General features: G+C 62.8%; 14 protein-coding genes and 1 pseudogene. 6 read left to right on the forward strand and 9 right to left on the reverse strand.

The window, feature by feature from the left end:
* Positions 1 to 167: 167 nt before the first annotated feature.
* The 4 genes from WS51_RS02825 to folE2 all read left to right on the forward strand — a co-directional run bounded on the left by WS51_RS02825 (position 168) and on the right by folE2 (position 4,291).
* Positions 168 to 461: an exodeoxyribonuclease VII small subunit gene (locus WS51_RS02825; RefSeq protein ID WP_059450751.1), complete on the forward strand. Its 294-nt coding sequence runs from the start codon at positions 168 to 170 to the stop codon at positions 459 to 461.
* The gene (locus tag WS51_RS02830; RefSeq protein ID WP_069228560.1) at positions 458 to 1,342 is read left to right on the forward strand and encodes a polyprenyl synthetase family protein; all 885 of its coding nucleotides are present in this window, start codon (positions 458 to 460) and stop codon (positions 1,340 to 1,342) included. Before WS51_RS02825 ends, WS51_RS02830 begins: the two co-directional genes overlap by 4 nt.
* Positions 1,343 to 1,422: 80 nt before the next feature.
* Positions 1,423 to 3,327, forward strand: a complete 1,905-nt coding sequence (gene dxs / locus WS51_RS02835) for a 1-deoxy-D-xylulose-5-phosphate synthase (RefSeq protein WP_059450753.1) — start codon at positions 1,423 to 1,425, stop codon at positions 3,325 to 3,327.
* 154 nt (positions 3,328 to 3,481) lie between these two features.
* Positions 3,482 to 4,291 carry a GTP cyclohydrolase FolE2 gene (gene folE2, locus WS51_RS02840; RefSeq protein ID WP_059450754.1) on the forward strand — a complete coding sequence of 270 codons (810 nt, stop codon included), beginning with the start codon at positions 3,482 to 3,484 and terminating at the stop codon, positions 4,289 to 4,291.
* A 121-nt stretch (positions 4,292 to 4,412) separates the two neighbouring features.
* On the opposite strand, the gene tsaD is transcribed toward folE2, so the two are convergent.
* From tsaD to WS51_RS02855, 4 genes are all read right to left on the reverse strand, one after another.
* On the reverse strand, positions 4,413 to 5,453 hold the full coding sequence (gene tsaD / locus WS51_RS02845; protein WP_059503574.1) for a tRNA (adenosine(37)-N6)-threonylcarbamoyltransferase complex transferase subunit TsaD: 1,041 nt from the start codon (positions 5,451 to 5,453) through the stop codon (positions 4,413 to 4,415).
* Positions 5,454 to 5,736: 283 nt separating this feature from the next.
* Positions 5,737 to 6,045, reverse strand: a complete 309-nt coding sequence (locus tag WS51_RS30495; RefSeq protein ID WP_059503572.1) for a YciI family protein — start codon at positions 6,043 to 6,045, stop codon at positions 5,737 to 5,739.
* A gap of 12 nt (positions 6,046 to 6,057) precedes the next feature.
* Positions 6,058 to 6,699: an FMN-dependent NADH-azoreductase gene (locus WS51_RS02850; RefSeq protein WP_069228561.1), complete on the reverse strand. Its 642-nt coding sequence runs from the start codon at positions 6,697 to 6,699 to the stop codon at positions 6,058 to 6,060.
* Positions 6,700 to 6,750: 51 nt separating this feature from the next.
* The gene (locus tag WS51_RS02855; RefSeq protein ID WP_060329220.1) at positions 6,751 to 7,581 is read right to left on the reverse strand and encodes an alpha/beta fold hydrolase; all 831 of its coding nucleotides are present in this window, start codon (positions 7,579 to 7,581) and stop codon (positions 6,751 to 6,753) included.
* A 122-nt stretch (positions 7,582 to 7,703) separates the two neighbouring features.
* Here WS51_RS02855 and WS51_RS02860 point away from each other — a divergent pair, with 122 nt between their 5' ends.
* Positions 7,704 to 8,750 (forward strand): GlxA family transcriptional regulator, encoded by a 1,047-nt coding sequence (locus WS51_RS02860; RefSeq protein ID WP_059542693.1) that lies wholly within the window; start codon positions 7,704 to 7,706, stop codon positions 8,748 to 8,750.
* Positions 8,751 to 8,876: 126 nt separating this feature from the next.
* On the opposite strand, the pseudogene WS51_RS02865 reads toward WS51_RS02860, so the two are convergent.
* Positions 8,877 to 9,551 (reverse strand): annotated as a pseudogene (locus WS51_RS02865) (MBL fold metallo-hydrolase); the annotation flags it as partial.
* Positions 9,552 to 10,030: 479 nt separating this feature from the next.
* Between WS51_RS02865 and WS51_RS02870 the strand changes: the two are divergent.
* Positions 10,031 to 10,924 (forward strand): LysR family transcriptional regulator, encoded by an 894-nt coding sequence (locus WS51_RS02870; protein ID WP_069228562.1) that lies wholly within the window; start codon positions 10,031 to 10,033, stop codon positions 10,922 to 10,924.
* A 183-nt stretch (positions 10,925 to 11,107) separates the two neighbouring features.
* Here the strand turns inward: WS51_RS02870 and WS51_RS02875 are convergent, their stop codons facing one another.
* The 4 genes from WS51_RS02875 to WS51_RS02890 all read right to left on the reverse strand — a co-directional run bounded on the left by WS51_RS02875 (position 11,108) and on the right by WS51_RS02890 (position 15,051).
* On the reverse strand, positions 11,108 to 12,097 hold the full coding sequence (locus WS51_RS02875; RefSeq protein WP_069228563.1) for a dienelactone hydrolase family protein: 990 nt from the start codon (positions 12,095 to 12,097) through the stop codon (positions 11,108 to 11,110).
* A 136-nt stretch (positions 12,098 to 12,233) separates the two neighbouring features.
* Complete coding sequence (hppD, locus tag WS51_RS02880) at positions 12,234 to 13,313, reverse strand: 4-hydroxyphenylpyruvate dioxygenase (protein WP_069228564.1); 1,080 nt, start codon at positions 13,311 to 13,313, stop codon at positions 12,234 to 12,236.
* Between the two features lie 25 nt (positions 13,314 to 13,338).
* Positions 13,339 to 14,286 carry an electron transfer flavoprotein subunit alpha/FixB family protein gene (locus WS51_RS02885; RefSeq protein ID WP_069228565.1) on the reverse strand — a complete coding sequence of 316 codons (948 nt, stop codon included), beginning with the start codon at positions 14,284 to 14,286 and terminating at the stop codon, positions 13,339 to 13,341.
* A gap of 15 nt (positions 14,287 to 14,301) precedes the next feature.
* Positions 14,302 to 15,051 (reverse strand): electron transfer flavoprotein subunit beta/FixA family protein, encoded by a 750-nt coding sequence (locus WS51_RS02890; protein WP_069228566.1) that lies wholly within the window; start codon positions 15,049 to 15,051, stop codon positions 14,302 to 14,304.
* Position 15,052 lies beyond the last annotated feature (1 nt).

A 15,052-nucleotide genomic window follows, 5' to 3' on the forward strand; every position in this document is an offset into this window, starting at 1 on the left:
TAAGTGCCTGATTTGTGTCAATTTTTTGTCCGGAGGCAATCGGGGTGCGCACCTCGCGTGTCGAAGATGGGGCCGGAAGATGTGCGCGACTGCCCACGTCGGCAGATCGGAGAATTCTCTTTTGCCGTAGAATGTCCGACTTGTTTTGAAATTTGACACCCTCGTCCATGGCGAAAACCGCATCCCCAGGCGCCACGCCGCCCGGCAATGGCGCCGAACCGTTGCCGGACAATTATGAGATGGCGCTCGCGGAACTCGAGACGCTGGTTGCCCGGATGGAAGGCGGCGCGTTGAGCCTCGAGGATTCGCTGGCGGCGTATCGCCGCGGTGCGACCCTCGTTGCGTTTTGCCAACAGCAGCTCGAGAAAGTGGAGCAGCAGGTTCGCGTGCTCGACGGCGCGACGCTGAAGCCGCTTTCGTCCGGAACGGCCGCCACGGACGGCGAAGACGACGATCTATGACATTCGAACAATGGATGCGGTCCGTGCTCGACCGTGTCGAGGACGCACTCGGCCAATATTTGCCGGCTGATAATGTGGTGCCCACGCAACTTCACGAAGCGATGCGCTACGCGGTCCTTGGCGGCGGCAAACGCGTTCGCCCGCTGCTGTGCCATGCAGCAGGCGAACTGACCGGCGCGACCGAAGCGGCGCGCAACGCAGCGGCGGCGGCGCTGGAGATGATCCACGTGTACTCGCTCGTGCACGACGACATGCCGTGCATGGACGACGACGCGCTGCGACGCGGCAAGCCGACCGTGCACGTGCAGTACGACGAGCCGACTGCGCTGCTGGTCGGCGATGCGCTGCAGTCGCAGGCATTCGTCGCGCTGACCGACGCCGCGGCGCTGTCGCCGGTGCAGCAGGCCGCGCTTGTGCGCGAGCTGGCGCTGGCGAGCGGCTCGATCGGCATGGCCGGCGGCCAAGCGATCGACCTGGCGAGCGTCGGCCTCAAGCTGACGCGCGAACAGCTCGAGACGATGCACCGGATGAAGACGGGCGCGCTGCTGCGTGCCGCCGTGCGGATGGGCGCGCTGGCAGGCGACACGCCGTCGGCGGAAGCGATGGCCGCGCTCGACGTGTACGCGGGTGCCGTGGGTCTGGCGTTCCAGGTCGTCGACGATATTCTCGATGTCACGACCGATTCGGCGACGCTCGGCAAGACGGCTGGCAAGGATGCGGCGAACGACAAGCCGACCTACGTATCGATCCTCGGCCTGGACGCGTCGCGTGAGCTCGCGGCCCAGCTGCGTGCCGAAGCGCACGATGCGCTGAAACCGTTCGGCGCACGTGCACAGCGTCTCGCCGAACTTGCCGACCTGGTGGTGAACCGGGGCAGCTGACGCGAAGCCCGCCGCTGCGCACACGCTACGGTGCGTGCAATAGAATGCGGGCGCGTTTGATTTCCTACAATGGAACGACGATGTACGACTTGCTGAAAACCATCGACGACCCGGCGGATCTGCGCCGCCTCGATCGTCGCCAACTCCAACCGCTCGCGGATGAACTGCGCGCGTTCGTGCTCGACAGCGTGTCGAAGACGGGCGGCCATCTGTCGTCCAACCTCGGGACGGTCGAGCTGACGATCGCGTTGCACTACGTGTTCAACACGCCGAACGACCGGATCGTCTGGGACGTGGGTCATCAGACCTACCCGCACAAGATCCTGACGGGCCGCCGCGACCAGATGCATTCGCTGCGCCAGTACGACGGCATCTCGGGTTTCCCGCGCCGCAGCGAGTCCGAATACGACACGTTCGGCACCGCGCACTCGAGCACGTCGATCTCGGCGGCGCTCGGGATGGCGATCGGCAGCCAGTTGAACGGCGACGACCGCTTCTCGATCGCGGTGATCGGCGACGGCGCGATGACGGCCGGCATGGCGTTCGAGGCGATGAACAACGCAGGTGTGTCGGAGGATGCGAAGCTGCTCGTGATCCTCAACGACAACGACATGTCGATTTCGCCGCCGGTCGGCGCGCTGAACCGCCATCTCGCCCGCCTGATGTCCGGCCGCTTCTATGCGGCCGCGCGTGCGGGCGTCGAGCGCGTGCTGAGCGTGGCGCCGCCGGTGCTCGAACTCGCGCGCAAGCTCGAGGAGCACGCGAAGGGCATGGTCGTGCCGGCCACGCTGTTCGAAGAGTTCGGCTTCAACTACATCGGCCCGATCGACGGTCACGATCTCGATTCGCTGATCCCGACGCTGCAGAACATCCGCGAGCTGCGCGGCCCGCAGTTCCTGCACGTGGTCACGAAGAAAGGCCAGGGCTACAAGCTCGCCGAAGCCGATCCCGTGCTCTATCACGGCCCCGGCAAGTTCAACCCGGCAGAAGGCATCAAGCCGTCGGCCACGCCCGCGAAAAAGACGTACACGCAGGTGTTCGGCGAATGGCTGTGCGATGAAGCCGAGCGCGATTCGCGCGTCGTCGGCATTACGCCCGCGATGCGCGAAGGCTCGGGCATGGTCGAGTTCGAGAAGCGCTTCAAGGATCGCTATTACGACGTCGGCATCGCCGAGCAGCACGCGGTGACGTTCGCGGGCGGCCTCGCGACCGAAGGGCTGAAGCCCGTCGTCGCGATCTACTCGACGTTCCTGCAGCGTGCATACGACCAGCTGATCCACGACGTCGCGCTGCAGAACCTGCCGGTCGTGTTCGCGATCGACCGCGCGGGCCTCGTCGGCGCCGACGGCGCGACGCACGCGGGTGCGTACGATCTCGCGTTCATGCGCTGCATCCCGAACATGACGATCATGGCCGCGTCCGACGAAAACGAGTGTCGTCAGATGCTGCACACGGCGCTTCAGCAGCCGAACCCGACCGCGGTGCGTTATCCGCGCGGCGCCGGCACGGGCGTGGCGACGGTGAAGGAATTCACCGAAATCCCGCTCGGCAAGGGTGAGGTGCGCCGCCGCACGTCGCAGCCGGAAGGCAAGCGCGTCGCGATCCTCGCGTTCGGCACGATGGTTGCGCCGTCGCTCGTGGCAGCCGAGGAGCTCGATGCAACGGTCGCGAACATGCGCTTCGTGAAGCCGCTCGATGCGGCGCTCGTGCGCGAGCTCGCCGAGACGCACGATTATCTCGTCACGGTCGAGGAAGGCTGCGTGATGGGCGGTGCGGGTTCGGCCTGCGTCGAAGCCCTGATGGAGAGTGGGGTTATCCGACCCGTAATACAATTGGGCCTCCCTGACCAGTTCATCGATCACGGCGATCCCGCGAAGCTGCTGTCGCAATGCGGCCTCGACGGCGCGGGCATTGCGAAATCGATTCGCGAACGCTTCCTGAGCCCGGCGGCCGATGTCGCCGGTCAGGCGAAGCGGGTCGCATAAGCTGGCGCCGCCTGCGGGCGGCGTCGGTGCGACTGGCGCAACCGGTCACCATTGATGCGGAAAACATGGGCCTGCGGGCCCATGTTGCTTTTCCGGCTGCCGCATGGCGCGGCGTGCGCGTCGTCGGACGCGCGGCTTACAAGGATTGAACAAGATGAACCAGATGAATCCCGCCTTCGTGATGCCCGACGTGCAGAGCACGGTGGATACCCGCCAGATTCCGATTCAGCGCGTGGGCGTGAAGGCGGTCCGGCATCCGTTGACGGTACGCACCGAGAGCGGCGACGTGCAGCCGACCGTCGGCGTCTGGAATCTCGACGTGCGCCTGCCTGCCGATCAGAAGGGCACGCACATGTCGCGCTTCGTCGCGTTGCTCGAGGAGAATCGCGCGCCGCTGACGGTCGAGCGCTTCCGTGCGATGCTCGCGTCGATGCTCGAGAAGCTGGAAGCCGAGGCTGGCCGCATCGAAGTCACGTTCCCGTACTTCGTGAACAAGACGGCACCGGTGTCGGGCGTGCAGAGCCTGCTCGACTATGAAGTGACGCTCGCCGGCGAAAGCCGCGACGGCGAAGCACGCGTGTTCCTCAAGGTGCTCGTGCCGGTGACGAGCCTGTGCCCGTGCTCGAAGAAGATCTCGCAGTACGGCGCGCACAACCAGCGCTCGCACGTGACGATCGACGCCGAGCTCGCCGCCGACCTGCCGGTCGAGGCGCTGATCCGCATCGCGGAGGAAGAGGCGTCGTGCGAGCTGTGGGGCCTGCTGAAGCGTCCGGACGAGAAGTTCGTCACGGAGCGTGCGTACGAAAACCCGAAGTTCGTCGAGGATCTGGTGCGCGACGTCGCTCAGCGTCTCGATGCGGACGAGCGCGTGATCGCCTACGTGCTCGAGGCCGAGAATTTCGAGTCGATCCACAATCACAGCGCGTATGCGCTGATCGAGCGCGACAAGCGGCACGCTGCGTAACGTCATGTCGCTGCGGCGTTTTGCCGCTGCAACGAAAAAGGCCGCTCGAGAACGAGCGGCCTTTGTGTTTTTGGCGGGTGAATCTCGATGCGTGCCGGTGCGTGCCGGTGCGTCGTGCGAATCAGCGTGCGAGCGACGCCAGATCCCAGCGCGGCTTCACCGTGAACGCGTAATCGGCGTTCGCCTGCTCGGGCCAGCGGCCGAGCCGCAACGCGCCGGCCAGCGCGATCATCGCGCCGTTGTCGGTGCAGAGCGCGAGATCCGGATAGTGCACGTCGAAGCCTCGCTTGGCCGCGGCAGCCGACAGCGCGGCACGCAACTGGCGGTTCGCGCCGACGCCGCCCGCGACCACGAGGCGCTTGAGCTTCGTCTTCTTGAGTGCGGCGAGCGACTTCGCGACGAGCACGTCGACGGCCGCGTCGACGAAGCCGCGCGCGAGATCGGCTTTCGCGCGTTCGAGCGCTTCGCCTTCGAGTTTTGCCGCCTCGAACTTCTTCATCTGCGTGAGCACGGCCGTCTTCAGGCCGCTGAAGCTGAAATCGAGATCGCCCGAATGGAGCATCGGGCGCGGCAGCACGACGGCGCCCGGCGTGCCCGTTTCCGCAAGCTTCGATACTTCCGGGCCGCCCGGATAGCCGAGGCCGATCAGCTTTGCCGTCTTGTCGAATGCTTCGCCGGCCGCGTCGTCGAGCGTCTCGCCGAGCGTTTCGTACACGCCGACGTCGGTCACGCGCATCAATTGCGTGTGGCCGCCCGACACCAGCAGCGCGATGAACGGGAACGGCGGCGGCTCGTCGACGAGCAGCGGGGACAGCAGGTGGCCTTCGAGGTGATGGATGCCGACGGTCGGCTTGTTCCATGCCAGCGCGAGCGCATTCGCGATGCTCGCGCCGACCAGCAGCGCGCCGGCGAGGCCGGGGCCTTGGGTGAATGCGATCGCGTCGATGTCCTCGCGGCGCGTGCCGCTTTGCGCCATGACTTCCTCGAGCAACGGCAGCGCGCGTCGGATGTGGTCGCGCGATGCGAGCTCGGGCACGACGCCGCCGTATTCGCGGTGCATCGCGATCTGCGAATGAAGCGCGTGCGCGAGCAGGCCGCGCTGCGTGTCGTACAGCGCGAGACCGGTTTCGTCGCAGGAGCTTTCGATGCCGAGAACGAGCATGGGCAAGAGTGGGGCGCACTGCACCGAGCGCGCCGCGGGAAGATCAACGTAACCGCAAATTATAGCAGGCGATGGCCCGCTGCCGCCTCCGGCGGCCCGCCCGCGCGACCGGGCAGGTATAACAGTTCCGGAACCTTCCTAACTCGTTAGGTAGAGTGATCGAGCTTCTCGAAGCCGAACTCATGGCAAATATCCTCCATGTACAGATGAGCTGCTTAGCGTCGGGATGATCCTGGGCCGCTGATCTCGATGCTGTGTGAGCACGCGCCGACAACGAAGCCGATCATATCGATCTGGCACCTGCTGCCCAGTGTGCCGGAAAACCTGCCGCACATATGGCAGGTTCGCAGCACTGAGCGTCGAACGTGGCCAGCCCGTGAATATGGAATGGATCTTCGGCAATCATTTTCTCGATATCCCGTGGTTGGTCCGCATACGCGAGCACGAATCCGCCATTCTGTTCATGCAGCGGGCCCGCGGCAAGGATATTTCCCGTCTTCACGTATCTGACGAGCCATGCCTTGTGAGCATCGAGATGCGCTTGGATTTCTTCAATGGGACGGACGTAGCCGAGCTTGATGGAGAACAGCATAAGCGACCCCTGTTACTGGATAGTTTGCGCACCGGACGTGCGCAGGTTGACGATCTCGGTAAGGGACGCCCTCGCGAGTGCGATGCCGTCGTCCCGGACCGTTTGACCCTTCGACGCTCCCTCCGCGCGTACGAACCGGACGTCGGTGATGCCCAGGAAACCGAAGAACGACTTCAGGTAGCTTTCCTGAAAGTCCATGTGGGCGAGTGGTGCTTGCGCGTAAAACCCGCCGCGCGCAGAGGCTACGATCACCTGCTTGCCGCCTGCCAGGCCGACTGGGCCGTTTTCGGAATACCGGAAAGTGCGCCCGGCCTGGGCCACACGATCGAGCCATGCTTTCAACTGACTCGGTACCGAGAAGTTGTACATCGGCGCACCGATGACAATGACGTCGCTGGCTAGAAACTCCGTGACGAGCGCTTCGGATAGCTCATGTTCGTGCGTGGTGGCATCGTCGAAAGTACCGGCGTCGATCTGGCGAAATCCGGCTGCGATTGGGCCGGTGAGATGCCGGATTTCGTCGTGGACGAGATCACGGTGTGTCACATGCGCCGATGGATGCTGCGCCCGGAGACCAGTTACCACGGCCGCGGACAGCTCTCGCGTGATGGAACTATTGCCGAGTATGCTCGCATCGAGATGAAGGATATTCATTGAAGCCTCGCTGTCAGGAAAGGAGTGAAGCGCGTCGAAACGCGCTGGAATTCATTGCGATGCTTTCCGGGCGGCTAGATCGATCAGCCTCGCGACTTCGTCCGGATGAGATAGCATCGACATGTGGCTGGAGCGAATCGACGTGATCGTTGCCCCGATGTGTTGCGCAATGGCTTGCTGCACGGCGGGCTTCAGCGCATTGTCGTCGGTGGTTCGCAGATACCAGACTGGCTTGTCGTGCCAGGCCGCGCGCTGGATCTTCTCGGTGAAGCAGGCCGCCGCGACAGGCTGTTGAACCGATGCCAGGACGCGAGCACGCACAAGCGGAATGTCTGCCGCCATGACGTGCTGAAACGCTCGCGCATCGTCGAGCCAGATCAGCCCCTGCGGGTCCGGTGCGAGGCCGGTCATCGGCGCGTGGAGGCGTTGCAGCAGGTCGGCGACGGACTCACCTTCGTCCGGTACTAGCGCGGACAGATAGACAAGGCCTTTCACATTTGCAGCGTTGCCTGCCTGCGTGACGACCGCGCCGGCCCAGGAATGGCCCACCAGCAGTACGTTGCCGGTTTGCCGATGCAGGACGCTTTCAGTGGCGGCAACGTCGTCTGCGAGCGAAGTGAGGGGGTTTTGTACAGCAGTGACGTGGTAACCCATGCGCTGTAGCCTGACGATCACGGGGCTCCAACTTGATCCGTCCGCAAAGGCGCCATGCACGAGGACGATGTTGCGCACAGCCGGCGCTGCAGTCGCTGCCGCATGAGCCGTCGTCAGTGTCGCCGTGAAGGCTACGGCGGCAACCAGTCGGCTGAACCATGCAGACCTACGGCGCGCCCTTTTCTGAAGGAGCGAGACCGGACAGTCGTGAAGCAATGGGAGTTTCATGTGAAAGCGAATCGTTGAGGGGACGTTCCAAATTTATCTCGCTTCAGAGAACCGTTGCAGGTGGCAAACTCGCCAACGTTCATGCAAAATTCGCCAATCCTCCCTGAAATACGGAGCGCGCCGTGCGCATCGGAATCGTTGCAGTCGAAGGCAGCCTGCTCTCCGCCATTAGCGGCCTAGCCGACATGTTCTGGATGACGGAGCAAGCCTTACGCGCACCGCCTGCCGACGGGTCATATGACCTGCCTGGCCGCTCCCTCCCGACCTTCGAGACCATCATCGCAAGCGCGGATGGGAAAGGCCTGCGCGATCCGCAGGGCCGGCTGATTCCGGTCGACGCCTCGTTTCGGGAATTAACGCAATGCGACGTGGCGCTTGTCACAGGCATGGCGCTGGGGCCGGATCGGCTACCGCCTGTATCCGCATCGATCGGCCACGCGGCAACGTGGCTGCAAGAGCGTCATCAGGCCGGTGCGCTCGTGGGCGCTGCGTGTGCAGGTACCTTCGTGCTCGGAGAGGCCGGCTTGCTGAACGGCAGGCGCTGTACGACCACGTGGTGGCTCCACCATGCGTTCAGGCAGCGGTTTCCCAAGGCTCGCGCGGTGTGGGGCACAGCAGTGGAAGAGCAGGATCGGATTGTGACGACAGGCGGTCCGCTGTCCTGGGTGGATCTGGCCTTGCACGTGATCAGGCGCGAGGCAGGGTCCGATGTGGCTCGTCTCGCCGCAGATATTTCCGTGGCCGACAGCTTGCCGCTGCCGCAACTGGTTTATGCGCCCCGCGGGTTCGTCAACGCCACCGACCCGCTGCTTCTGCAAGCAGAGCAGATCGTTCGCCATGCCAGCCCTGGATTGACCGCTGAAGCGCTGGCGAGCGCGCTGAGTCTCAGTGAACGGACACTGCATCGGCGGCTGAAGCGCTTGACCGACGAGTCACCCAAAGGGTTCATTACCCGCGTGCGGATCGAAATGGCTTGCGTGTTGCTCGAGCGGCCTGGAGCAAGCATTAAGCAGGTAGCACTGCAATGCGGCTACAGTGAGGAAACGTCGTTTCGGCGTGCCTTCAGCCAACTCACCGGCATGACGCCGGCCGACTACAGGCGCTGGTCAGATGGGCGGAACGTCGGGCGTCTACCCAGTCCCCACGCGCTCGAGGCCAGCGGCGATTGACGCCGCGGCTGTCGTGTCTGCAACGATGGCGGCGCTATTCGACTGGAACCTCGCTGACGTTGCGCATCACCGTCCTCAAGTAAGCCATCACGTTGGCGACCGCTGCGTCGCGCGCGTGCGCGCACCTTAGCCAAGAGGAATCAATCGATAGCCGTCCTGTTCTCGCGCCAAGTGGCCCAAAGCCGGAAATGGAAAGTGGAATCCTTGAATGAGCATCCCGTCCGCTACGGCCCGGTCATACAGTTTGATTCGTGCTTGCTGTGCCATCTCAAGATCCATGTCCGTGGCTCCGTGCCAGTCCGGATGGCGGATGAATAGCGCTGGATGTGTGGTCACGTCGCCTTGAATGACCACCTTATCGGCGCCAGACTCGACGACGAACGACGTATGTCCCGGCGTGTGACCGTGTGTGGCCATGGACGTGACGCCCGGTGCAACCTCTGTGTCCGGCTCGAATGTTCTGACGGAATCGCCGAGAATCGCGAAAATGCGGCGTGCGCGCTGGAAATTCGCCATTGTGGCTTCCGATTCCGCTCGCGCCATGTTTGCGTCGTTCAGCCAAAACGCGTATTCGGCTGCCGGTACCCAAATTTCGGAATTCGGAAATGCTGCGCGGCCATCTGCTGTCACCAGCCCACCAATGTGATCGGCATGGAAATGCGAGATCAATACCCGGTCGACGGCGGCCGCATCGTAGCCGGCCGCTTCAAGGTTGGTATGGAATTGTCCGCCGACGCCGTTGCTCTGTCTGAAGGCCGCTTCCCCGAGTCCGGTATCAATTACGACCACGCGCCCGTCAGTTTTGAGGACGACAGGGGGTGAACGTTAGCGTAATGGTGTCTGTCGGCAAACGAGCCGCCTCCAGTGCACGGACGACGTCCGCTGGCGGAACATTCGAGACGAAGTTTTCTCGACGCGGAAAGCTGTTGGCGCCATCAGAGACGGAGAGCATCTCGATCTTCCCGACAGTCCGCTGGAATACGCCGGGTATGGGGGGGGGGCCATGGCCGGCGATGAAGCCTCGCGAGCCGTTGCGTATTTCCCCGGCGCCAGCGTCGCGACTGCGGCTGCTGCGGTTCCTGCGAGGAAAGTTCGACGCGAATGATTTGTCATGGCTGTTACGTCCGTGGTGGTTGGAGACCAGAAGATGTGCGGGGAATATCGCTCGTCATCTGGTACGTCTTGAACACCATCATTTTGCGGGTTTACATCATTGAATTACAGATATAGATAAGTAAAACAGTTATATTGGTAAATCATGAAACCGGGGCGGGAAACGCATGAACCGAGATGACCTAATCGACTTAAATGCCTTCGTTGCTGTTGCAGAGGAAAGGAGTTTCACGCGCGCCGCAGCTCGCCTGCTGACGTCGCAGTCCGCTCTAAGCCACACTTTGCGCCGGCTTGAAACGCGGCTCGGTGTTCGTCTTCTGACGCGCACCACACGAAGCGTCGCGTTGACTCCGGCAGGCGAGACTTTCTTGCAGGGACTGAAGCCGGCTTTCGAAGCCATTGACCTGACACTTGGTGCTGTCGGCTCTCTACGTGAGAGCCCCCGCGGCACGCTCCGCATCACGACTCCGCGGCATGCCGCGGTTAGCGTGTTATGGCCTGTGCTGCAGGAGTTCGTCAGAGACTACCCGGACATACAAGTCGAGGTGAACATTGACGCAGCTTTCCGCGACCTCGCGGACGATCGATTCGATGCCGGTATCAGACTGGGAGAACTGGTGGCGCCAAACATGGTTGCCGTAAAAATCGGACCCGAGCTCCGTCTGGCGATCGTGGCCACGCCCGGCTACCTTGCCCAACGCGGCAGACCTACCCATCCCCATCAATTAGCCCAGCACGCCTGCATCAATTTTCGCCTGCCCGGCTCAGGGGCGCTCTATGCCTGGCAGTTCAAAAAAGGCCGGCAGGAAATGAAAGTGCGCGTTGAAGGACCATTGACTTTCGATGACCCGGACATGATCCTGGCGGCTGCGATGGACGGGCAGGGTATTGCCTGCCTCGTCGAAGACCATGCTGCCCCGATGATTCGCGATGGTCGTTTCGTTCGTCTTCTGGAGGATTGGTGTTCACCCTTTTCCGGCTACCATCTCTATTACCCAACCAGAAAGAACAATTCTGCAGCGTTCCGCTTGCTGGTTGACCGACTGCGCGTTCAGTCCTGACATTCTTCAGTGACCGGCGGTCTTCCGCGTGCTGCAAATTCTGTGCTTGCCAGCATGCCAAATTCGTTTGCCCGACAGACCGTTGTCAAACTGGCAGAACTTAAGGAGCCCCTGACAAACCCCGCATGCATGTGGGGTGGCCGCGATTGACACCGCGGCTAGCTCGATTGCCGCAACGACGGGCTAGTTGTCCGGCGCGTCGCCCCCGCTACCCAGCACTGTCTTGAGATACTCCATCACGTCGACGATTGCCGCGTCGCGCGCCTGCGCATTGCCTCCAACGTGAGGGTCGGTCTGAACGCAATCGTCGTGAAAGGAAAAGGGTGCACCGGTGGCCTCGTTCATCAATTCGCCGCTTTCGTTTTCGACGATACGGCACGCCCGTACCGTTTGCGCGCCCTTTACGACGACAATGGGCATCGCGTACGGCATGTCGAACGCATGCGATGCGTGCGGAAAAACCGTCATGGTGGCGTCTTTGCCCGCCCGTTGCAGCCGCTCGAAGTATGCGGCACAGGCCGGCGCAGGATCGTAATCGTCGTCTGCCCCATGGAATTCGCGGATTGGCCCGTTGACATCGGTGTCGTCGCGATAACGGGTCATGCAGTCGGGATAGAAAGGCATATAGGCGCGAAAGCGAACACCGGACGTATTCCACAGGCGATTGAGTCGCGTCATGGCGGCGTAGAGCGTTGCCTGTCCACCTCTCGAAAAGCCCATCAGCATGATCTTGTCCGGATCGACGCGGGAATCATGCGAGAGCAGGTCCAGCGCCCGATATGCATCGAGAACGAGGTTCAGCCGACCAAGCTGCGACTGATCCCGGCTGGTGGACCTGATCCCGCGGCCGGTGAATCCATCGATGGCGAACGTCCCGATACCGTTCTCGTTGAACGTGCGCTCCCACATTTCGATGTTCGCGCCCATTCCGCTCGAACCATGAATCAGCACTACTACCGGCTGTCTTCCCGTGTGCTTCGCGAGGCGCAGGATGCCGGCTACCGTCACCGCCTTTCCATCCTTATTGCCGGTCAGCATCTGACTATCGGTGAGGGTGAGTGAGGAAATTTGGTGGACCTCGACGTGGGCGGCCATGTCAAAACTGCTTCGCGCGGGTGCAAACGGCGCGGCAATCCATAGCGCGGCGACGAGCAGCACTTTGATCAGCTTCATTGATGCGTCTCCAGGATGACGGGCTAACGGCTGCGCTGCCTGAAACGCCCGGTTCTTTTGATCACTCCGTGGCGGTCGCGTATCGCCGGTCAGGCAGCCCGACACAGACGCTCTGCGCCGCCCGTGCTCCACGCCGTCAATGTCCAGTTTGCAGTGTGCCCCGCGCGATTTGGTCGCGTTCGAGTGACTGGAACAATGCCTTGAAGTTGCCTTCACCGAAACCGTCGTCGCCTTGTCGCTGAATGAACTCGAAAAATACGGGACCCAGCAGCGTTTGAGAAAAGATCTGCAGCAACAGGCGTGGCTTTTCATCTGTCGTGCTGCCGTCCAGCAGGATGCCGCGCGTCTTCAACTGATCGACCGGCTGGCCATGCGCTGGCAATCGTGCTTCCAGCGCGTCATAGTAGAAATCGTTGGGCGCGGTCATCAACGGCACACCGGCGAACTGCAACCGGTCGATCGTGTCCACAAGGTTATCCGTGGAGAGGGCGATGTGCTGTATTCCTTCGCCGTTGAACTGCATCAGGAATTCCTCGATCTGTCCGCTGCCGCGCGACGACTCCTCGTTGAGCGGGATGCGAATTTTGCCGTCAGGCGCTGTCATCGCCCGCGAAGCGAGGCCCGTGTATTCGCCCTGTATATCGAAGTAGCGAATCTCGCGGAAGTTGAAGAGCTTCTCGTAGAATCCGGCCCAGTGCGCCATTCGGCCGCGGTAGACGTTGTGCGTCAAATGATCGATGCGCGTCAAACCGTGCCCGACCGGGTGTCGGTCAACGCCTTCGATGAACGAAAAGTCAATGTCGTAGATGGACTGGCCATCTTTGAACCGGTCGATCAGGTAGATCGGTGCGCCGCCGATGCCGCGGATCGCGGGGAGCCGCAGTTCCATCGGCCCAGTCGGAATGTCGACGGGCTGGGCGCCCATTGCAAGGGCGCGATCGTAGGCACGGTGTGCATCGCGGACGCGGAACGCCATCCCGCAGGCGCTCGGACCGTGCTCAGCAGCGAAGTACGCGGCCTGGCTTTGTGGCTGTCGGTTGACGATGAAATTGATATCGCCTTGTCGATACAGCAAGACGTCTTTCGAACGATGGTGCGCAACCAGCGTGAAACCGAGTTTCTCGAAAACGGGTTCGAGGGTGCCAGGAAGAGGGGACGCGAATTCGACAAACTCGAATCCCATCAGTTCCATTGGGTTCTCAAACAGGTCAGTCATTTGATTCTCCACGGAATGCACAGGGTCAAGCCGCATTACTGCCGAGTTCGCCGACGAGCTCCGGCACGAGCGCGAACAGATCGCCGACGAGGCCGTAGTCGGCCACGCTGAAGATCGGCGCTTCCGGATCCTTGTTGATCGCGACGATCACCTTCGAATCCTTCATGCCGGCCAGGTGCTGGATCGCACCCGAGATGCCGACCGCGATGTACAGCTGCGGTGCGACGATCTTGCCGGTCTGGCCGACCTGGTAGTCGTTCGGCACGTAGCCGGCGTCGACTGCCGCGCGCGATGCGCCGAGCGCCGCCGACAGCTTGTCGGCCAGCGGCTCCAGCACCTTCGTGTAGTTCTCGCCGCTACCCAGACCGCGGCCGCCCGACACGATGATGCTCGCGCTGGTCAGCTCCGGACGGTCCAGCTTCGTCACTTCACGGCTGACGAACTGCGACTTGCCTGCATCGGCCGCTGCTTCGATCTTCTCGACCGCTGCGCTGCCGCCTTCCGCTGCCACCGGATCGAAACCGGTCGCGCGCACCGTGATGACCTTGATCGGGTCGCTCGACTGCACCGTCGCGATCGCGTTGCCCGCGTAGATCGGGCGCTCGAACGTGTCGGCCGAATCGACCGCCGTGATGTCCGAAATCTGCGCGACGTCCAGCTTCGCGGCGATGCGCGGTGCGATGTTCTTGCCGTAGGCCGTTGCCGGCGCGAGGATGTGCGAGTAGTCCTTCGCGATGTTCAGCGCGGTCGCCTCGACGTTTTCCGCCAGGCCTTCGGCCAGCTGCGGCGCGTCGGCCAGCAGCACCTTCGACACACCCGCGATCTTTGCTGCCGCATCGGCCGCGCCCTGCGCGTTGTGCCCCGCGACCAGCACGTGGATGTCACCGCCGATCTTCGCAGCAGCCGCCACCGTGTTCAGCGTCGCGGCCTTGATCGACGCGTTGTCATGTTCTGCAATCACCAGAATCGTCATTTCTTTCCGCTCCCTTTACAGCACCTTGGCTTCGGTCTTCAGCTTCTCGACCAGCGTCTTCACGTCCGGCACCTTCACGCCGGCCGCGCGCTTCGGCGGCTCGGCCACCTTCAGCGTCTTCAGACGCGGCGTAACGTCCACGCCCAGGTCTTCGGGTTTCACCGTTTCCAGCGGCTTCTTCTTCGCCTTCATGATGTTCGGCAGCGTCACGTAGCGCGGCTCGTTCAGGCGCAGGTCGGTCGTCACGACCGCGGGCAGCGACAGCGACAGCGTTTCCGCGCCACCGTCGACTTCGCGTGCAACCGTTGCCTTGCCGTCGGCGATCGTCACCTTCGACGCGAACGTCGCTTGCGGCAGGCCAGCCAGCGCAGCCAGCATCTGGCCCGTCTGGTTCGAATCGTCGTCGATCGCTTGCTTGCCGAGGATCACGAGTTGCGGCTGTTCCTTGTCGACCAGCGCCTTGAGGATCTTCGCCACAGCCAGCGGCTCGACGCCGTCGTTCGACTCGACGAGGATCGCGCGATCCGCGCCGATCGCCAGCGCCGTGCGCAGCGTTTCCTGCGCTTGCGCGACACCGACCGACACGGCGATCACTTCAGTCGCCACACCGGCTTCCTTCAGGCGCACGGCTTCTTCAACGGCGATTTCGTCGAACGGGTTCATCGACATCTTCACGTTCGCGATGTCGACGCCCGTGTTGTCCGACTTCACGCGGACCTTCACGTTGTAATCGACCACTCTTTTCACTGCGACGATTGTCTTCATG

The sequence above is a fragment of the Burkholderia territorii genome, assembly GCF_001718335.1.
GTDB classification, from domain to species: Bacteria; Pseudomonadota; Gammaproteobacteria; order Burkholderiales; family Burkholderiaceae; genus Burkholderia; species Burkholderia territorii.